We start from the raw sequence: 18,204 nt of genomic DNA, 5'->3' as shown, positions 1-18,204 counted from the left end.
ACCGATTCGATGTCGGCGGGTGCAGGGATTGTCGCACGATCTCGTGAACAGGTGTCGGTGAGTGGGTTACGGTAACTGTCGATTAGCGCGACTTTCGATTAGAGGACAGATCCACTGAACGATATCTGGGATTTCATAAGCAATCGCAGGTCACAGCTGGCTGTGGACTCCTATCTGCATGTCAGTGCCGTGATTCAATGCCTATTGCTCGCCACGGTGATCGGCGTCGGCGTCGGCATTCTCGTGTATCGCAGTCCGGCAGGCTCATCGCTCGCGACCGCGCTGTCCAGCACGATTCTGACGGTCCCGTCCTTCGCGCTGCTGGGTCTGCTCATTCCGATACTCGGACTCGGTGTGCCGCCGACTGTCATAGCGTTGACGCTGTATTCGCTCCTGCCGATCGTCCGAAACACGATCGTCGGACTCGGCGCCGTCGACCCGGCGATCACCGACGCGGCGCGCGGGATCGGAATGAACAGATTCCGTGTCCTGACCCGCATTGAACTGCGGCTCGCGTGGCCGTCGATCCTCACCGGCATGCGGGTCAGCACCCAGATGGCGATGGGAATCCTGGCGATCGCCGCATATGCGAAAGGCCCCGGCCTGGGCAATCTGATCTTCTCCGGACTGTCGAGGGTGGGCAGCCCAAGCGCAGTTCCTCAAGCCCTCACCGGCACCGTCCTCATCGTCATCCTGGCGCTGATCCTCGACGGCATCTACGTGGTGATCGGTCGACTCACGACTTCGAAGGGAATCCGTTGAGCGCGAATCCAGAAGAATCCGGGAACGGCATCTCCGGAGTGGAGATCGTCCTCGACCACGTGTCGAAGACATACCCCGGGCAACGGATGCCCGCGGTCGCCGACGTGTCACTCACGATTCCGGCGGGGGAGATCGTGGTGTTCGTCGGACCGTCCGGGAGCGGTAAAACGACGACGATGAGGATGATCAATCGGCTGATCGAACCGACATCGGGAACCATCACGATGGGCGGCCGTGACGCATTGTCGCTCGACGCCAACAAACTCCGACAGAGCATCGGCTACGCGATTCAGCAGGGCGGACTGTTTCCGCATATGACGGTCTCGCAGAATATCGCGGTGGTCCCGAAACTGTTGAAATGGAGTAAGGCGCGAATCGCCGATCGGGTGACGGAACTCCTAGATCTGGTCGGTCTCGACCACGAGCAGTTCGGTGACCGCTACCCGCGCCAACTGTCCGGCGGACAGCAGCAACGCGTCGGCGTCGCGCGGGCGTTGGCGGCCGACCCTCCAGTCCTGTTGATGGACGAGCCGTTCGGCGCCGTCGACCCCATCACGCGCGGTCTGCTGCAGGACGAACTCATGCAGTTGCAGGCCGAACTGCGGAAGACGATCGTCTTCGTCACCCATGACTTCAGCGAGGCAGTCAAGCTGGGGGACCGGATCGCAGTCCTCGGCGAGCAGTCGAAGGTACTGCAGTACGACACACCGGAGGCGATTCTCGCGAACCCTGCGAACGAGACCGTCCAAGGGTTCGTCGGCCAAGGCGCCGCCTTGCAGCAACTCAATCTGATGCGGGTGCGAGACGTCGACATCGAACAACGTCCGACCGCGCGGGAAGGCGACTCCGCGACGGAGTTCGCGGACCGCATCGACACCTGGGGCATCATCCTCGACGCGCGCGATAGACCCGTCCGGTGGACGGATCGAGAACATCTCAGGGGCGCGACCTCACTCACCGGAGTCGGACTGGCGCTCGGCGAGAGCGTGACGACCGCTTCGACCCTGCAGGACGCGCTCGAGGCGATCCTCGCCGAGCGGAACGCCGCCACAGTGGTGACCGGGTCACGCGGGCGATACGTCGGCGTGATCACGATCGAGACCCTCGTCGACACGATCCGCATGCTGCGCGACGAGCACAAGGATAATCCGCCGATCGCCGATCCGCCTGCCGCCCCCGCGACCGAGAGCCCGAGTCAATGACCACGACGGCTGCCGCGGAGGCCAAGTCCGGCCGGGCGGGCATCGTCCAACTGTGGGCGCAGCCACTGATCGTCGGCGTGCTGGCGGCGGGCGTGCTGATCTGGGCGTTCTCCCGTGATCTCACGGACACCCAGAAGGCGACGATCAACGCGTCGTACATCACCCAGCTCATCGGTGAGCATCTCGCGTTGACCGCTGCGATCACCGCGATCGTCCTCGCCATATCCGTGCCGCTCGCCGTCCTGGTGACGAGGCGGCGATTCCGTTGGATGGCACCGATCTTCGTCGGCATCGGCAACATCGGGCAGGCCGCCCCGGCGATCGGTCTGCTCGTCCTGTTCTTCCTGTGGACGGCGACCACGGGATTCTGGATCGGCGTCCTGCCTGTCGCGTTCTATTCGCTGCTGCCGGTGCTTCGCAACAGCATCCTGGGGTTCGACGAAGTCGATCCGGCGCTGATCGACGCGGCGCGAGGCCAGGGCATGTCGGAGGTCCGGATCCTGAGCATCGTCGAGTTCCCGCTCGCCGTCCCCTTCATCCTCGCCGGGCTGCGGACCTCGCTCGTCCTCGCCGTCGGCACAGCGACTCTCTGCTTCCTCGTCGACGCGGGCGGTCTCGGCATCCTGATCGACACCGGCTACAAGTTGCGCGACAACGTCACGCTGATTCTCGGTGCGATTCTGGCGGTGTGTCTGGCGTTGCTCGTCGACTGGTGCGGTGCGCTCGCCGAACGCTACCTCGGACCGAAGGGGCTGCGATGAGCTCGCGTGCGCAGTGGTTCCGCGGGTTCGCCGGGGTTCTCATCGCGGCGCTCACCATCGTCGTCGGTGCGGCATGCGGTCTGGAATCCGGCGGCGCGCTCCCGTTGCCGGTGAAGCCTGGATCGATCACCGAGCAGGAGGAGCTGAATGGTACGAAACTCACGGTCGGATCGAAGGATTTCACCGAACAGGTCATTCTCGGCTACATCCTCGAGTTCAGTCTCGCTGCGGCCGGAGCCGATGTACGTGACCTGACGAACATTCAGGGCTCGAATTCGGCCCGCGACGCCATGCTCGCCGGACAGGTCGACCTGAACATCGAGTACACCGGCACAGGCTGGATCAACTACCTCGGGAACGAGAAGCCCATCCCGGATCCGACGAAGCAGTTCGAGGCGGTGCGCGATCAGGACCTCGTGGAGAACGGTGTCGTGTGGGTCAATCCCGCGCCCCTCAACAACACGTATGCGTTGGCGGTCAACCAGGCCAATCTGAACAAGCTCGGAGTCAACACACTCTCGGAGTACGCCGATCTGGTTAACAGTGACCCGGGTGCGGCGACCACGTGCGTGGAGACCGAGTTCCGCAGCCGCCAGGACGGATTCCCCGGCATGGCTGCCGCCTACGGCTTCGATCCGGCGTCTGTGCCGACGCAGATCCTGCAGACCGGCATCATCTACCAGGCCATTGCGAACGGGAACTGTGCGTTCGGCGAGGTCTTCACCACCGACGGCCGGATCAAGGCCTTGAACCTCGCGCTGCTCGACGACGACAAGGCGTTCTTTCCGAACTACAACGCGGCGCTGACGATGCGGGAGGACACGGCCGAGGCCTACCCGGCGATCGCCGTGGTCACCAAGCCCGTTCTCGAGGCCCTGACCTCGGAGGAGATGAGCGAACTCAACCGGCAGGTGGACGTCGAGGGCCGAGAGCCGGCCGACGTCGCCCGCGACTGGATGGTGACGAAGGGCTTCGTCACTGTTTAGTGCCGAGTGGCGTGTCTAGTGTCGACTGGCCTGTTCGGTACCGACTGGTCAGCGGGTCTCGTAGCGGGCGTGCGGGTCGGTCCGCTTCTGCCAGCCGAGCCGTTCGAGCTCCGGGGTCTCGTCGAGCGACTCCGGATAGCCGACGCACAGATAGGCGACCAGGGCCCAGTCGTCGGGGACGTCGAGAGCGGCGACGACGTCGCCGGGTTCGAGGATCGACACCCAGCCGACCCCTACGCCGCGGGCACGCGCCGCCAACCAGAACGCGCTGACGGCCATCACCACGGAGTATTCGAGTGTCTGCGGCATCGTCCGACGTCCCAGGCCCGCGCCCTGGTCGGGGTCGGGCCGACAGAACACCGCCAGATGGACCGGCGCGTCGTCGAGACCCGACAGCTTCAACGTCGCGTAGTCACGGGCGCGGGCGCCGTCGTAGCCGGCGAGGGCGGCGGAGTTGCACCGCTCGAAAGTGGCTTTCACCAGGGCGCGCGGGCCAGGCGACCGGACTTCCACCCAGCGCCACGGTTGGCTGTTGCCGACCGAGGGGGAGAGCTCCGCCGACGCGAGGATCTCATCGAGCACCCCCGGTTCGAGCGGGTCTGTGCGGAAACGCCGAACATCCCGACGCCAGCGCAGGAGTTCGTCGAACTCGGCGACGAACTCGCGGTCGAAGCTGCCTGCGCCGGTGGATGAGGTTCGTTCGACCATGACCCGAACGTACTCGGGCGCGTCGTCAGGTGAGCGCCGGACCGGGATGGACCTGCCAACCGCCCGCCGAGAGGCTGCCGACCGCTTCGAACGTCCGCTCGTAGCCGGTTCGGCTGATCCGCCAGCCGTCCTGCGTCAACCGGTACTCGTCCGCATAGAACGCCGCTCCGATAATGAGCGTGTCGAACTCGGGCACCATGACGCGATCCTGCAGATACCAACTGCCGGTGGCGGTTTCACCGTCGACATTGATGATCGGATGATCGACGCGGTGTTCGGTGAGGATCGAACCGCTCATCGCCCGGCTCAAATACTCGATCACCGACTTCCGGTCGGTGAACGACAGGTCCTGGCCGCCCATCTTGGTCCCGTAATCGGTGTGGACGTCCTCGGTCAGCGTCGCCGACAACCCGTCCCAGTCCTTCGTGTCGACTGCACGCAGGTAGCGGTACTTCAGATGTTCGATCTCGCGAACGGTCTCGAGCAGAGTCATCGGGCGATCCTTGCGGTAGTCGGGGCGGGTCACAGATCAGGGATCGGGAGTACGAGGTTCGGCGCCTCGAGGCCGCCGTCCACCTCGATGATCTTGCCGGTCACGTACGCGGCGGCGGGGCTCGCCAGGTAGACGGCGGCTGCTGCGATGTCGCCCGGATCGCCGATTCGACGGAGCGGGGTGTTCGACTCGAGTTCGCCACGCATGTCGTCGTTTTCGGCGACATAGCTCAGTGACGAGGTAAGGATGGCGCCGGGTGCAATCGCGTTGACGCGGATCTTCGGTGCGAGGTCTTCGGCGGCCAGCCGCGTGTAGTGGGCGAGCGCGGCCTTCGCCGTCCCGTATGCGAGGAACGCTCGGCCCGCCAGGCGGCCCATCGACGACGTGATGTTGATGATCGAACCGCCGTCGTTCTCCAACATGACCGGGACAGCTGCGAGCGAGAGTCCATGCGCGGTGCCGACGTTGAACGAGAACGCACGCTCGAGGTCTTTCACCCGGGTGTTGAGGAAGGGCGTGGGCATCGCACCGCCGACGTTGTTGACGACGATGTCGACTCTGCCGAAGTTCTCCACTGCGATGTCGACGAGCTGTCCGGGTTCGTCGGTGGCGAAATCCAACGGCACCGGCACTGCACGGCGGCCGGCTCCGGCCACCTGGTCCGCGACCTCGGACAGGTCGGCCTCGGTGCGCGCCGAGATCACCACATCGGCGCCTGCCTGCGCGAGTCCGACAGCGATCGCGGCACCCAGCCCGCGGCCCGCACCCGTCACGATGGCAACTTGTCCGTCCAACTTGAATGTGTCGAGCAACCGAGACTCCCTTGCTATTCGAATAATCGATTCATATGGTGTGAATATCCGACACACCGTAACCGTGTCGCTCGGCCCAGACAAGAGAGGCGGACCTACACGTGCCCGGTTCACCCCCGACCCGTCGCGTGGTCGACACGCTCGAGCATCTCGCGAGCGCCGAGGCCCCGTGCACGATCGCCCAGATCGCCGATGCGGTCGGGGTGGCGCGCCCGACGATGTCGGCGATCCTGGCCGAGCTGGATGCGGCTGGATGGGTCGAGCGAGACACCTCGCGCGCGTACCGATTGGGCGCCGGCGTCGCAGCCCTCGGAGGAGGCGACGGAGCCGGTACGGCGATGACGCCGGACATCATCTCGATACTCGACGATCTGGTGGCGGCCACGTCGTGCGGTGTGACGGTGAGTCGACTCGTCGACGACCGGATGACGGTGGTGGCGAAGGTCCACTCGCCGATCCGCCCGGTCCCGGGCCTGGGGCTCGGGCAGACATTGACGGTGTCGTATCCCGCAGTGGCCGCTGTCATGGCGTGGCGGTCGCCGGCCGATCAGCTCAGGTGGCAGGGCGACCGTCCGGACAACGGCGACCGGGCGCGAGCGGTTCTCGACAGCGTTCGCGAACTCGGTTATGCGGCGTACCGGCCCATGTCGTCCGATGCCTCGCTCGTCGAGTCCCTGGCTGATCTGTTGAGCGCTGTCGGGCCGATGCTCATCGACCCGGCGGTTCGCCGTACAGCAACCCGACAGCTCGCCGGCCTGACGTCGCGTGCCTATCTCTCCGACGATCTCGCAGCGGACGAGGCGTTACCGGTCAGCTATCTGGCGGCGCCGATCTTCCACCACGGCGAGGCAGGCTACGAGTTGCAGCTCGGAGTTCTGCGATCGGCCGTGCATCCACGCGAGCGCGCCGAGTTCGGGCTGGCCCTCACTGAAGCGGCCACGCGCATCTCGGCGCTGCTGGACGCCGCCTGACGGGTCAGCGGTCGAGCAGGTCCGAGTACTCGGCGCGCAGGTCTGGTCGAATCAGCGCCTGGAGCATCAGTGCCAACTGCGCATCGACGTATTCGTCCAACGTCATGGTCTGCTCGAAGTACCAGTGCTTGAGCGCCCACGCATGTGCGAGGAGCAGCAGGTCGTAGGCAACGAGGTCGGCGTTGGGCGTCGAGAGCACCCCGGCGTCGACCCCGTCGCGGACCGCCGTACGCAGTGGCTGGCTCGTCTCAACCTCGAGCGTCTTGATGGTCTCGCGGCCCTCGGCGGACAACGTGTTCGACTCGCGATAGGTCAACACGGCCGCGTGGCGGTATCGCGCGATCACGTGGCAGTACGCGGTGAACGCGGCGGCGAGACGTCGCACAGGATCGTCCCCCGCGGCGTCGACAGCCTGCGGCACGCTGGTCCGGAACGCGTCGAGGACCTCGACGATCACGGCAAGGAGGACGTCGTCCTTTCCGCCGAAGTAGCGGTAGATCAATCCGACGCTGACTCCGGCCTCGGTGGCGAGTGCCTGCATCGAAACGGCCTCGGACCCGGTGCGCTCCATCAGCCTGGCCGCCGCGTCGAGAATCTGTCGTGATCGCATCGACGCGCTGACCACTCGCACCGCGTCACTGACTGACGCACGTTGTGGATCCGCGGACATGACACCTCCTGGGGATGAATCTGCGGGAATGAATCTGCGTTCATTCTAGATGAGGGTGCGTGACTCCCTCGCTGCGGCACAGATAGGGCGTGACCCTTGACACTCCGACGGGATGAACATAGATTCATCATTAGTGAATCGATATTCATTCGAATCGGCGCTCTCAGCCCCGACATCGATCAGGAGTACGCCATGAATCACTGCACTGGGAACCGCTGCACTGGGCACCACTGCGCTGGGAACCACTGCGCTGGGAGTCACTGCGGCGGGAGTCACTGCGGCGGCCGTCACGTCCTGCACGTGCGCTAGAAGCCAAGAACAGAGGAGATGCACGTGCACTACGGATTCGACGACGACCAACGGGCCTTCCGCACGGAGATGGCGCGGTGGGCGCAGAAGGTCCTCGCCCCGCACTATCAGGCCGACGACCAGACCGCGCAGTTCCGACGACAGCAGGCGACCGACATGGCCGATATGGGGCTGACCGGGCTTCGCATCCCCGAGGAGTACGGCGGCCAGGACGCGACTGCCGTCATCGCGGGCATCGCCGCGGAGGAGGTCGGCCGAGCCGACTTCAACGCGGGCTATCTCATCATCAACACGGCGTTGATCAGCGACGTCCTGGTCCGCAACTGCACCGACGAACAGAAGTCCGCATGGCTTCCCGGCATCGCCTCGGGGGAGACGGTCCCGTGCATCATGATCACCGAGCCGGATCACGGCACGGATGCTGCGGCGCTGTCGCTGAAGGCGACACCGACCGACGACGGGTGGCTCCTCTCCGGGGAGAAGACGTCGATCACGCTCGGCATGGCGTCCGACCGCGGGGTCGTCTTGGCCCGGACCGGCGGCCCGGGCGCCCGTGGGGTGAGCGCGTTCTGGGTCGACCTGCACGACGAGCGAATCACCCGGTCGCCGTTCGACGATCTGGGCAGTCGAGCTATCGGCCGGGCATCGGTCCACTTCGACGACGTGCCCGTCACTTCGGCCGACCTGATCGGCGACGAGGGCGGCGGCTTCGTCTCGGTGATGCAGGGCTTCGACTACTCGCGCGCCATCATCGGACTGCTCTGCCTCGGGGCTGCGCAGCAGTCGCTCGACGAGGCCGTCGTCTGGGCGCAGGAGCGCGAGGCGTTCGGACAGCCGATCGGCAAGTTCCAGGGCGTCTCCTTCCCACTCGCCGAGCACGCCACCTACATCACCGGCGCACGTCACGTCTGCTATGAGGCGCTGTGGCGCAAGGACAATGCGATCGAGCATTCCGCGGAAGCCGCCATGGCCAAGTTCTGGGCGCCGAAGCTCGCAGTGGACGTGATCCACCAGTGCCTCCTCACCCTCGGCCACGTCGGGTACTCCACCGAGCACAAGGTCGGCCAGCGTCTGCGCGACGTGATCGGCCTCGAGATCGGCGACGGAACGGCACAGGTCTCCAAACTCGTCATCTCTCGCAGCCTCCTCGGCCGGACCGCAGCCCCGTAAACCGCTCACAGCAAAGGACATCCACCATGAGCAAGCTCGCAGACAAGATCGCCTTCGTGACCGGCGCAGGCCAAGGCATCGGCGCCGCCATCGCCGCGAAGCTAGCCGCCGAAGGCGCCACGGTCGTCGTCACCGATATCAACGCCGAGACCGCAGAAGCGACCGCGGCGTCGCTGGGCGGCGACAGCATCGGCCTACCCGTCGACGTGACCAGCCGCGAGTCGGTGAACGCCGCGGTCGACACTGCCGTCGACCGCTTCGGCCGCATCGACATCCTGGTCAACAACGCGGGCTGGGACAAGGCCGAGCCGTTCATCGAGTCCGAACCGGAGACATGGGAGCGGATCATCGACATCAACCTGTTCGGCGTGCTCAACACGTCCCGGAGGGTCCTGCCGATGATGGCCGCGCAGGGCTCCGGACACGTGGTCAACCTCGGGTCGGATGCGGGCCGGGTCGGCTCCTCCGGCGAAGCCGTCTACTCGGCCGCCAAGGGCGGGGTGATCGCGTTCACCAAGTCGACCGCCCGCGAAATGGCCCGCGCGCAGGTCAACGTCAACTGCGTCTGCCCCGGCCCGACTGACACCGCGCTGTTCGCTTCGATGGGCGGCGAGAAGCTGCGTGCCGCTCTACAGAAGGCCATCCCGCTGCGACGTCTCGGCCAGCCCGAAGACCTCGCGAACACCGTCGCGTTCCTCGCCTCCGACGAGGCGTCGTTCATCACCGGCCAGACCGTCAGCGTCAGCGGCGGCCTGTCCATGAGTTGAGATGAGAACCTCATGTCCTTCGAGACGATTCTGACCGCGGACCTGATCGACCAGCACACCGGCGACGGCTTCTGGCGGGGGCGCGTCATCACCGACTGGCTCGACGAGGTCGCCGATGCCGCCCCCGACAAGATCGCGTTCGTCGACGCCCACCGCACCATCACCTACGCGGACCTGCGCGACGAGGTCGACCGTTGTGCGCTCGGCCTGCTCGAGCTCGGCGTCGCTCCCGGCGACGTGGTGTCGTTCCAACTCCCGAACTGGATCGAATGGGTGGTCGTGCACTACGCGGCCAGCCGCATCGGTGCGGTGAGCAACCCGCTGATTCCGATCTACCGCGAACGCGAAGTGGGCTTCATGATCGCGCTCGCCGAGTCTAAGGTGCTGGTGATCCCGACGTCGTTCCGCGGTTTCGACTACCCGCAGATGTATGCGGACATGGCGGATCGCATTCCGACGGTCGAACACACGCTGGTCGTCGGCGACAGTTACGACGAGTTCATGGCGACCCCGTGGGAGGAGCGACGGGATCGTCGCGAGCTGGCCGCGCTTCGGCCGGACGCGAACGAGGTGTCGCTGTTGATCTTCACGTCGGGCACCACGGGCGAGCCGAAGGGCGTGATGCACACCCACAACACGCTGACCGCCGCGAACCTCCCGCTTCCGGACCGTCTGTCGATCACCTCCGACGACGTGTTCCACATCGCATCGACCCTTGCTCACCTGACCGGCTTTCTCTACGGCGCACGGCTGAACGTGCAGAACGGCGCGACGTGCGTCCTGCAGGACGTCTGGGACGCGGAGAACTTCTGCGCACTGGTCGCCGAGCATTCGATCACGTACACGTCCGCGGCCACACCGTTCCTGCACGACCTGATCGATGCCAAAGGTCTTGCCACGCACGACGTCTCCAGCCTTCGACTGTTCTGTTGCATGGGCGCGCCGATCCCGCGCGCGGTCGTCGCAACGGCCAGAGCGAAACTGCCGAGCCTGGTGGTGCTCGGCGGGTGGGGGCAGACCGAGAACGCACTGGTCACCCTCGGCATCCCCGATGACCCCGACGACAAGGTGATCAACACCGACGGCTATCCGTGGCCGGGGATGGAGATCCGGACCGTCGACCTCGACGGAGCGCCGACGCTCCCGGACGTCGAAGGCCGTCTCCAAGTCCGCGGGCCGTCGCTGTTCGTCGGCTACCTTCACCGGATCGCCAAAACCTTGGAGGAATTCGACGGAAGTTGGTTCGACACCGGCGATCTCGGATCCATCGACGGCGACGGCTACCTGAAGATCGCCGGGCGCACCAAGGACGTGATCATCCGCGGCGGCGAGAACATCCCGGTCGCCTTCGTCGAGAACGTCTTCTACGAACATCCGAAGATCGCGAAGGTCGCCGTCGTCGGCGTCCCGGATCCACGCCTGCAGGAACGGGCATGTGCGTGCGTCGTCCTCAAGGACGAGTTCGTCGCCGACGGATTCGCGTTCGAGGAGATGACCGCCTACTTGAAGTCGAAGGGCCTGGCCAAACACTACTGGCCCGAGCGCCTCGAGGTGCTCGAGACGCTACCCACCACCGCGAGCGGCAAGATCCAGAAGTTCGCACTCCGCAAGCAGGTCGTCGAGTGACCGACTACGAGACCGTCACAGTCGACGCGACCTACGGAGTCGCGACCGTGACGCTGAACCGGCCGGACGTCCGTAACGCCATCAACGCGCAGGTCCAGACCGACCTCGCGGCCGTCCTCGACCAGATCCGCGGCGACGACACGATCGGCGCCGTCGTCTTCACGGGCGCGGGCGACAAGGCGTTCGCCGCGGGCGCCGACATCGGGCAACTGCAGGACTACGACATGCACTCCGGCCTGGCCGGGTCGATGGCCCGCCTGTACGACCGCATCGAGCAGTTCGAGAAGCCGACGATCGCCGCGGTCAACGGATACGCGCTCGGCGGGGGATGCGAGCTGAGCATGGCGTGCGACATTCGGATCGCCTCTCGACGAGCATGTTTCGGCCTGCCGGAGACCACCCTGTCGGTGCTCCCCGGCGCGGGCGGCACCCAACGGCTCGCACGTCTGGTCGGCGTCGGTCTCGCCATCGACATGATCCTGACGGCGCGGATGCTCTCCGCCGACGAAGCGCTCGCGGCCGGTCTGGTCACCCGGGTGACAACGCCCGAGGACCTGCTCGTCAGGGCGCACGAGGTCGCGACGTCGATCATGACGAAGGGGCCGGTGGCCGTCCGCCTCGCGAAGACGGTGATTCGCGCGGGGATGAACGCCGACCAGCACACCGGCCTCGTCGTCGAACGGCTCGCGCAGTCGTTGCTGTACACGACTGCGGACAAAGCCGAGGGCGCCGCTGCGTTCCTGGGTAAACGCGCTCCCGAATGGACGGGTCGCTGAGCGCCGGCGCGTCTCTGCGTTCGTCTGACCACACACGGCAAAGGATTCCCATGGTCACCACCCCGCTCGAACTGTTCTCCGTCGACCACCTGTTCTCCGACGAGGAGATCGCCATACGCGACACGGTCCGCCAGTACGTCGACCGTTCCGTGCGACCCCACATCGCCGACTGGTACGAGGCCGGTGAGATCCCGGCCCGAGAGCTCGCTCTCGAACTCGGCGCCCTCGGTGTCCTCGGGATGCATCTGGACGGGTACGACTGCGCGGGCACGACCGCCACGGCCTACGGACTGGCCTGCCTGGAGTTGGAGGCAGGCGACTCGGGTCTGCGTTCGCTCGTGTCGGTGCAGGGCTCGCTCGCGATGTTCGCGATCTGGAAGTGGGGGAGCGAGGCGCAGAAGCAGGAGTGGCTGCCGCGCATGGCGGCAGGCGAGGCGATCGGCTGCTTCGGCTTGACCGAACCCGATCACGGGTCGAATCCCGCCGGGATGCGCACACGTGCGCGTCGCGACGGCGACGACTGGATCCTGAACGGCAACAAGATGTGGATCACCAACGGCTCGGTGTCCGATGTCGCCGTCGTATGGGCGCAGACGGACGAGACCGGCAGCGGACGGGGCGTCCGCGGGTTCGTCGTTCCGACCGACACCCGGGGATTCGCGGCACCGCCGATCAAGCACAAGATGTCCTTGCGTGCGTCCGTGACCAGCGAACTCGTTCTCGACAACGTGCGCGTGCCTGCCTCGGCGATGCTGCCGGAAGCGGACGGACTGCGTGGGCCGTTGTCGTGTCTGAACGAGGCGCGGTACGGGATCGTGTGGGGTTCGCTCGGCGCCGCCCGTGACTGCCTCGACGCGACGATCGGCTACGCGAACGTCCGTGAGATCTTCGACCGCCCGCTCACGTCGTTCCAGATCACGCAGACCAAGATCGCCGACATGACCCTCGAACTCGGCAAGGGCATGCTGCTGGCCGCCCACCTGGGTGCGATGAAGGACGCCGGGACTCTCCGGCACGAACAGATCAGCCTCGGCAAGCTCAACAACGTGCGGGAGTCGATCGCGATCGCACGGGAGTGCCGGACCGTCCTCGGCGCAGCCGGCATCACCCTGGACTTCCCGATCATGCGCCACGCCAACAACCTCGAATCGGTCCTCACCTACGAGGGGACGAGCGAAGTGCACCAGCTGATCATCGGGCAGGCGGTCACCGGACAGGGCGCGTATCGCTGACCGCACGACCTATCGCTATCTGAACATTATGACGCTGATCGGTTCGACGAGCACCGAGATCTTCGACAACGGCGCGCTCGTCGCCGCGATGGCTGCCATGCTGGACCACTGTGGTGGACAATCGATCGACTTCAGCTGACCGCACGGCGCCGACCGTCATCGAGGTCCGCGGTGCGCGGGTCCACAACCTGCGCGACATCGACGTCGACATTCCGCTCGGCCGTCTGGTCGGCGTGGCCGGGCGGTCAGGATCGGGGAAGTCGTCGCTCGCCATGGGCGTCCTGTATGCCGAAGGCTCCCGGCGGTACCTCGAAGCGTTGTCGACGTACACGCGCCGACGGATCGGACAGGCTCCGCGCGCCGACGTCGACGCGGTCTCGCATGTCCCGGCTGCTCTCGCGCTGCGACAGCGGCCTCCGCTGCCGGGGCCGCGGTCGACGTTCGGCACCTCAACCGAACTCCTCAACGTCCTTCGTCTGATGTTCTCGCGGTTGTCCGGGCACGTCTGCCCGAACGGCCACCGCCAGGCGCCGACGCTCAACGCCGCGGCCGAAGTGCCGATCGTCTGCCCGGAGTGCGGGGTGAGTTTCCTAGCCCCGGGGGCCGAGGCGCTCGCGTTCAACTCTGGAGGAGCCTGCCCCACCTGTGAAGGCCTCGGCTCCGTCCGACTCGTGGATGACGCCACGCTCGTCCCCGACGTGACCAAGTCGATCGACGACGGCGCGGTGATCCCGTGGCAGGTCTACGGGTTTCGCGTCCAGCCGCAGATCGTTCGCGAGATGGGCGTGCGCACCGACGTCCCGTGGTGCCGCCTCACCGACAACGAGAAACAGATCGTCCTCGACGGGCCGGAGGTCAAGAAGCACATCGCCGTCACCTCGAAGAAGGGCGTCCACGATCTGGACTTCACCTTCCGCAACGCGCGTCTGACGATCACGGAGGAGCTCAAACGGGCCGACACCGAGAAGCGCCTCACCCGCGTCAGCCGCTTCTTGTCCGAGCACACCTGCCCGGACTGCGCGGGCACCCGCCTGTCGGCCGCGGCTCGCGCCCCGCAAATCGACGGCCAGAACCTGGCCGAGGTCACCGCATTCGGGCTGCACGACGTCGTCGACTGGGCGCGTGCCCTTCCCGCGGCACTGCCGCCCGAACTCGCACCGATGACCGAGGTTCTCGTGTCGACACTGCTCGGGATGGCACGACGTCTGGTCGACCTGGGTCTGGGCTATCTCACCCTGGACCGCGCCGGGGACACGCTCTCGACCGGCGAACGCCAGCGTGTGCAGCTCGCGCGCGCCGTCCGCAACGAGACGACGGGCGTCCTGTACGTACTCGACGAGCCGTCCATCGGACTGCACCCGGCGAACCTGGTCGGCCTGCGCGGGGTCCTCGACGATCTGGTGGCCGGCGGCAACACCGTCGTGATGGTCGATCACGACCCGGAGGTGCTGCGCGGGGTCGACCACCTGGTCGAGATCGGCCCGGGCGCGGGCAGCGACGGCGGGCGAGTGATCGCGCAGGGGAGCGTCGAGGAGGTCAGCGCGGCCGCGGACACCCGGATCGGTGGTTTCCTCACCGGATCAGAGGAAGTCGTGGTGCGTGAAAAATGTGCTGCGGCAGATGTTTTCGACAACGGTGCGCTCGCCATCCGCACGACGCCGGTCCACACGGTCCACCGCCTCGACGTGGCGATCCCGAAGGGGCGACTCACCGCGGTGACCGGGGTCTCCGGATCTGGGAAGACGACCCTCGTCCTCGAGAGTCTCGTACCGGCGCTTGAGGGCACGGCTCCCGCGCATGTCGTCGGGCTCGACGCCGCAGGCATCGAGAAGATCGACGTCGTCGACGCGACCCCGATAGGCATCAACGTCCGTTCCACGGTGGGGACGTATTCCGGTGTCCTCGACGATCTTCGACGCGCCTACGCACGGCTGGAGTCGGCGCGAGAGGCCGGGCTCACCGCGTCGGACTTCTCGTACAACACCGGCTCGCTCCGGTGCCCGCGGTGCGAGGGCACCGGTCAGATATCACTCGACGTCCAGTTTCTGCCCGACGTCGACATCGCCTGCACCGAGTGTCACGGACGTCGGTATGCGCCGCGGGCACAGGCCTACCAGAGAAGGTCGGCGGCCGGCGACGGCGATGCCGCCCTGCCCGATCTACTAGCCCTGCCCGATTTACTAGCCCTGCCGATCGACGACGCGTACCCGCATGTGGCAGACCTGCCGTCGATCCGCACCAAGTTGACGGCACTCCGCGACGTCGGACTCGGCTATCTCACGTTGGGGGAGGCGACGCCCGCTCTGTCCGGTGGGGAGGCGCAACGGTTGAAGCTCGTGTCCGACCTCGGCCATCGCCAGGACGCTACGCTCTTCGTCTTCGACGAGCCGACCGTCGGACTCCATCCGCTGGACGTCCGGACCCTGCTCGGGGTGTTGCAGCGCCTCGTCGACCAGGGCGGCACCGTGATCGTGATCGAGCACGACCTCGACCTCATCGCCAACGCGGACTACGTCATCGACATGGGGCCCGGCGGCGGCACCGACGGCGGCCGTGTGGTCGCCGTCGGCACTCCGGACGAGGTCGCTGCGAACCCGCAGAGCGTGACCGGCGGATTCCTCGCGCGCGTGCGGTAGCGACCGGGGCGCTCCATCACTCCGCGGAACGTGCCCGCGCAGACGGGAACACCGGAGCGCGCTTCTCGCGCAGCGCGGTGTACCCCTCGACCACGTCCGGGGTCATGAAGCACAACATCTCGTAGGCCGCGGACTGATCGAAGATGGGCCCGGCGTCGCGAATCCAACTGTTGAGTGCGCGCTTGGTCCACCTGATGGCCTTCTGCGACCCGGAACCGAGGACGTCGGCTACGCGCAACGCCTCGTCCAGCACCTGATCGCGGGGGAGTGCCTTGGACACCAGACCGATGCGTTCGGCCTCGGCGCCGGTAACCATCTCGCCGGTCAACAGGTAGTACTTGGATTTCGCCATGCCTGCCAGCAGCGGCCAGATGATGGCGGCGTGGTCGCCTGCGGCCACACCGAGCTTCACGTGACCGTCACCGATCTTGGCGTCTTCGGCGCAGATCGAGATGTCGGCGAGCAACCCGACCACGGTCCCGGCGCCCACCGCGACACCGTTGATCGCAGAGACCACCGGCTTGTCGCAGTTGACGATGCCGTAGACCATCTCGCTCATCTCGTCGAGCATGGCGGCGACCGCCTCGTGGTCGCCCGCCATGCGTTCGACCATCCCGAGATCGCCGCCCGCGGAGAACGCCTTTCCGGCGCCCGTGACCACGACGACGCGGGTCTCCGGATCCTTCGAGACGTCATGCCACACCCGCGCGAGTTCGCCGTGCATCTCCTCGTCGGTCGCGTTGTACTTCTCCGGCCGGTTGAGGGTAATGAGGAGGACGCCGTTCTCGCGTCGCTCGAACATGAGTTGGTTGTAGTCGGCGTAATCCATGACGGCCCTTCCTGTCGCGCCACACGGGCCCCGGATTGGCACCGACACCACGATGTGAACGTTCGCTCATTCAGAATGAATATGTATTCATCCAGGGTTAGTGAACCCTCTCCCAGGGGATTCGTCAAGAGAGTCGACCGACAGCGAGCCGTTCACACGAACGGCGACAACGCGAACCGGCCCCACGCGATGAAGGCGAACGCGGCCAGGAACGCGGTATCGCCGACCATCAGCATCCATTCGCTACGACGGAAGCGTGTCGTAGCGGCACCCGCCATGAACAACGCCAGCCCACACGCCGCAAGCGGTACCAGCACCGGTGCGACATCGACCACCGCAGGAAGTATCAACCCGATCGCGCCGGTGAGTTTGACTGCTCCGATCGCTTTGATGTGGCCCGCGCCGAAGTCGTCGACCCAGTGCTGGCTGTCGGCGAGGGATCGATACCGCTCCTTCGACATAATCAGCTGACTTGCCGCCCCCACCGTGTACGCAACGGCGAGTACGGATGTCATGATCCACAGTGTCACGTTCATAGGACCTCCTTCATTGTTACGTCGGTTCGTGAAGAACCGTCATGAGTAATGACGAACCGAAGAGAGGACAGGTAACAGATGCCCGACCACGACCGACTCGCAGCCGCCTTCGACGCGGAGCGTCCCCGCTTGACCGCGGTCGCATACCGCATGCTCGGCTCACACCCCGACGCGGAAGACGCCGTTCAGGAGTCGTGGCTGCGGTTGACCCGTAGGGCCGCCGGATCGATCGACGACCTCGGTGCCTGGCTGACCACTGTGGTCAGCCGCATCTGCATCGACACGCTGCGTTCGAGGTCTGGGCGTCCCGAGGTCTCGATCGATCGTGGAGTGCCCGAGATCGTCGTCATGGCCGACGAGGAGTCTCCGGAGGACGCGGCATTGCTCGCCGATCACGTCGGCTCGGCACTCCTGGTGGTCCTCGAAACGTTGCGGCCAGACGAACGTCTCGCGTTCGTCCTGCACGACACTTTCGCCATCCCATTCGCTGACATCGCCCAGATTCTGGACAAGTCGCCCGACGCCACCAAGATGCTGACGAGCCGGGCGCGCCGAAAGGTTCAGGGCGCACCACGACCAGAGGAGTCGACGAGGAGCCAGCGGCGCGTCGTGGACGCGTTTCTCGCCGCCGCGCGCACCGGTGATTTCGACGGGCTGCTCGACGTACTCGATCCAGACGTGACGTGGCGACGAGTCACGACGGGCGGCGAGTCGGTTCAGATCGGTGCCGACCATGTCGTCGACGCCGCGCGCCGGGGTGCGCGGTCGCGCGTCGTTGCTGAACGTGTCCTCGTGAACGGGCGGCCGGGCATCCTGGCGTGGAGCCGAAGCGGAAAGCCGATCAGTGTCATGGCCTGCACCGTCGAACGCGGCCGGATGGTAGAGATCACGTCGATCCTCGATCCCGCGATCCTTGCCGGCGTCGACCTGCCCGACGCGCCGGTGAGCGACCGGTAGC

The 18,204-nt window shown here is 66.2% G+C and carries 18 protein-coding genes; 12 read left to right on the top strand and 6 right to left on the bottom strand.

Translation table 11 applies throughout. The annotated features are described in order from the left end of the window. The first annotated feature begins 114 nt into the window (after positions 1–114). From L5G33_RS05095 to L5G33_RS05080, 4 genes are all read left to right on the top strand, one after another. Positions 115–762, top strand: a complete 648-nt coding sequence (locus tag L5G33_RS05095; protein WP_236997180.1) for an ABC transporter permease — start codon at positions 115–117, stop codon at positions 760–762. A gap of 86 nt (positions 763–848) precedes the next feature. Continuing rightward, positions 849–1,964: an ABC transporter ATP-binding protein gene (locus tag L5G33_RS05090; protein ID WP_236997179.1), complete on the top strand. Its 1,116-nt coding sequence runs from the start codon at positions 849–851 to the stop codon at positions 1,962–1,964. Continuing rightward, the gene (locus L5G33_RS05085) at positions 1,961–2,725 is read left to right on the top strand and encodes an ABC transporter permease (RefSeq protein WP_236997069.1); all 765 of its coding nucleotides are present in this window, start codon (positions 1,961–1,963) and stop codon (positions 2,723–2,725) included. Before L5G33_RS05090 ends, L5G33_RS05085 begins: the two co-directional genes overlap by 4 nt. Beyond that, a complete protein-coding gene (locus L5G33_RS05080) occupies positions 2,722–3,711 on the top strand; it encodes a glycine betaine ABC transporter substrate-binding protein (RefSeq protein WP_236997068.1) in 990 nt (329 codons plus the stop codon). Before L5G33_RS05085 ends, L5G33_RS05080 begins: the two co-directional genes overlap by 4 nt. A 48-nt stretch (positions 3,712–3,759) precedes the next feature. On the opposite strand, the gene bluB is transcribed toward L5G33_RS05080, so the two are convergent. Genes bluB through L5G33_RS05065 form a run of 3 tightly spaced genes read right to left on the bottom strand, consistent with a single transcriptional unit; the run spans position 3,760 to position 5,724 of the window. Further along, positions 3,760–4,419, bottom strand: a complete 660-nt coding sequence (gene bluB, locus L5G33_RS05075; protein ID WP_236997067.1) for a 5,6-dimethylbenzimidazole synthase — start codon at positions 4,417–4,419, stop codon at positions 3,760–3,762. Positions 4,420–4,444: 25 nt separating this feature from the next. Beyond that, the gene (locus L5G33_RS05070) at positions 4,445–4,912 is read right to left on the bottom strand and encodes a nuclear transport factor 2 family protein (protein ID WP_236997066.1); all 468 of its coding nucleotides are present in this window, start codon (positions 4,910–4,912) and stop codon (positions 4,445–4,447) included. 29 nt (positions 4,913–4,941) lie between these two features. After that, on the bottom strand, positions 4,942–5,724 hold the full coding sequence (locus L5G33_RS05065) for an SDR family oxidoreductase (RefSeq protein WP_236997065.1): 783 nt from the start codon (positions 5,722–5,724) through the stop codon (positions 4,942–4,944). A 101-nt stretch (positions 5,725–5,825) separates the two neighbouring features. Here L5G33_RS05065 and L5G33_RS05060 point away from each other — a divergent pair, with 101 nt between their 5' ends. Next, complete coding sequence (locus L5G33_RS05060; RefSeq protein WP_236997064.1) at positions 5,826–6,695, top strand: MarR family transcriptional regulator; 870 nt, start codon at positions 5,826–5,828, stop codon at positions 6,693–6,695. A 4-nt stretch (positions 6,696–6,699) separates the two neighbouring features. Here the strand turns inward: L5G33_RS05060 and L5G33_RS05055 are convergent, their stop codons facing one another. Beyond that, entirely contained in the window at positions 6,700–7,365 is a 666-nt protein-coding gene (locus tag L5G33_RS05055; protein ID WP_236997063.1) for a TetR/AcrR family transcriptional regulator, read from the bottom strand. A 333-nt stretch (positions 7,366–7,698) separates the two neighbouring features. On the opposite strand from L5G33_RS05055, the gene L5G33_RS05050 reads away from it, so the two are divergent. From L5G33_RS05050 to L5G33_RS05025, 6 genes are all read left to right on the top strand, one after another. Further along, positions 7,699–8,844 carry an acyl-CoA dehydrogenase family protein gene (locus L5G33_RS05050; RefSeq protein ID WP_236997062.1) on the top strand — a complete coding sequence of 382 codons (1,146 nt, stop codon included), beginning with the start codon at positions 7,699–7,701 and terminating at the stop codon, positions 8,842–8,844. Between the two features lie 26 nt (positions 8,845–8,870). Then, positions 8,871–9,611, top strand: a complete 741-nt coding sequence (locus tag L5G33_RS05045; RefSeq protein WP_236997061.1) for an SDR family NAD(P)-dependent oxidoreductase — start codon at positions 8,871–8,873, stop codon at positions 9,609–9,611. Positions 9,612–9,623: 12 nt separating this feature from the next. Further along, positions 9,624–11,237 carry an AMP-binding protein gene (locus L5G33_RS05040; protein WP_236997060.1) on the top strand — a complete coding sequence of 538 codons (1,614 nt, stop codon included), beginning with the start codon at positions 9,624–9,626 and terminating at the stop codon, positions 11,235–11,237. Then, positions 11,234–12,013: an enoyl-CoA hydratase/isomerase family protein gene (locus tag L5G33_RS05035; protein ID WP_236997059.1), complete on the top strand. Its 780-nt coding sequence runs from the start codon at positions 11,234–11,236 to the stop codon at positions 12,011–12,013. The genes L5G33_RS05040 and L5G33_RS05035 overlap by 4 nt, the downstream gene beginning before the upstream one ends. Before the next feature lie 50 nt (positions 12,014–12,063). Further along, on the top strand, positions 12,064–13,245 hold the full coding sequence (locus tag L5G33_RS05030) for an acyl-CoA dehydrogenase family protein (protein WP_236997058.1): 1,182 nt from the start codon (positions 12,064–12,066) through the stop codon (positions 13,243–13,245). Between the two features lie 113 nt (positions 13,246–13,358). Continuing rightward, positions 13,359–15,881, top strand: coding sequence for an excinuclease ABC subunit UvrA (locus tag L5G33_RS05025; RefSeq protein WP_236997057.1), 2,523 nt, complete (start codon positions 13,359–13,361; stop codon positions 15,879–15,881). 16 nt (positions 15,882–15,897) lie between these two features. Here L5G33_RS05025 and L5G33_RS05020 read toward each other — a convergent pair whose 3' ends face one another. Both L5G33_RS05020 and L5G33_RS05015 read right to left on the bottom strand, forming a co-directional pair. After that, a complete protein-coding gene (locus L5G33_RS05020) occupies positions 15,898–16,710 on the bottom strand; it encodes an enoyl-CoA hydratase/isomerase family protein (RefSeq protein ID WP_236997056.1) in 813 nt (270 codons plus the stop codon). 152 nt (positions 16,711–16,862) lie between these two features. Then, complete coding sequence (locus L5G33_RS05015; protein WP_236997055.1) at positions 16,863–17,246, bottom strand: DoxX family protein; 384 nt, start codon at positions 17,244–17,246, stop codon at positions 16,863–16,865. Positions 17,247–17,324: 78 nt separating this feature from the next. On the opposite strand from L5G33_RS05015, the gene L5G33_RS05010 reads away from it, so the two are divergent. Continuing rightward, on the top strand, positions 17,325–18,203 hold the full coding sequence (locus tag L5G33_RS05010; RefSeq protein WP_236997054.1) for a sigma-70 family RNA polymerase sigma factor: 879 nt from the start codon (positions 17,325–17,327) through the stop codon (positions 18,201–18,203). The last annotated feature ends 1 nt before the right edge of the window (position 18,204 follow it).

It is taken from the genome of Gordonia liuliyuniae (assembly GCF_021738805.1).
Lineage (GTDB): Bacteria > Actinomycetota > Actinomycetes > Mycobacteriales > Mycobacteriaceae > Gordonia > Gordonia liuliyuniae.
Note: the sequence above shows the minus strand (reverse complement) of the source record. Positions and strands in the feature narration are given on the sequence as shown.

Excerpts from the sequence above, each read along its gene's own strand:
- L5G33_RS05090 (WP_236997179.1), top strand. The coding sequence starts at position 849 with ATGCCCGCGGTCGCCGACGTGTCACTCACGATTCCGGCGGGGGAGATC.
- L5G33_RS05085 (WP_236997069.1), top strand. The coding sequence starts at position 1,961 with ATGACCACGACGGCTGCCGCGGAGGCCAAGTCCGGCCGGGCGGGCATC.
- L5G33_RS05080 (WP_236997068.1), top strand. The coding sequence starts at position 2,722 with ATGAGCTCGCGTGCGCAGTGGTTCCGCGGGTTCGCCGGGGTTCTCATC.
- bluB (WP_236997067.1), bottom strand. The coding sequence starts at position 4,419 with ATGGTCGAACGAACCTCATCCACCGGCGCAGGCAGCTTCGACCGCGAG.
- L5G33_RS05070 (WP_236997066.1), bottom strand. The coding sequence starts at position 4,912 with ATGACTCTGCTCGAGACCGTTCGCGAGATCGAACATCTGAAGTACCGC.
- L5G33_RS05055 (WP_236997063.1), bottom strand. The coding sequence starts at position 7,365 with ATGTCCGCGGATCCACAACGTGCGTCAGTCAGTGACGCGGTGCGAGTG.
- L5G33_RS05045 (WP_236997061.1), top strand. The coding sequence starts at position 8,871 with ATGAGCAAGCTCGCAGACAAGATCGCCTTCGTGACCGGCGCAGGCCAA.
- L5G33_RS05040 (WP_236997060.1), top strand. The coding sequence starts at position 9,624 with ATGTCCTTCGAGACGATTCTGACCGCGGACCTGATCGACCAGCACACC.
- L5G33_RS05030 (WP_236997058.1), top strand. The coding sequence starts at position 12,064 with ATGGTCACCACCCCGCTCGAACTGTTCTCCGTCGACCACCTGTTCTCC.
- L5G33_RS05020 (WP_236997056.1), bottom strand. The coding sequence starts at position 16,710 with ATGGATTACGCCGACTACAACCAACTCATGTTCGAGCGACGCGAGAAC.
- L5G33_RS05015 (WP_236997055.1), bottom strand. The coding sequence starts at position 17,246 with ATGAACGTGACACTGTGGATCATGACATCCGTACTCGCCGTTGCGTAC.
- L5G33_RS05010 (WP_236997054.1), top strand. The coding sequence starts at position 17,325 with ATGCCCGACCACGACCGACTCGCAGCCGCCTTCGACGCGGAGCGTCCC.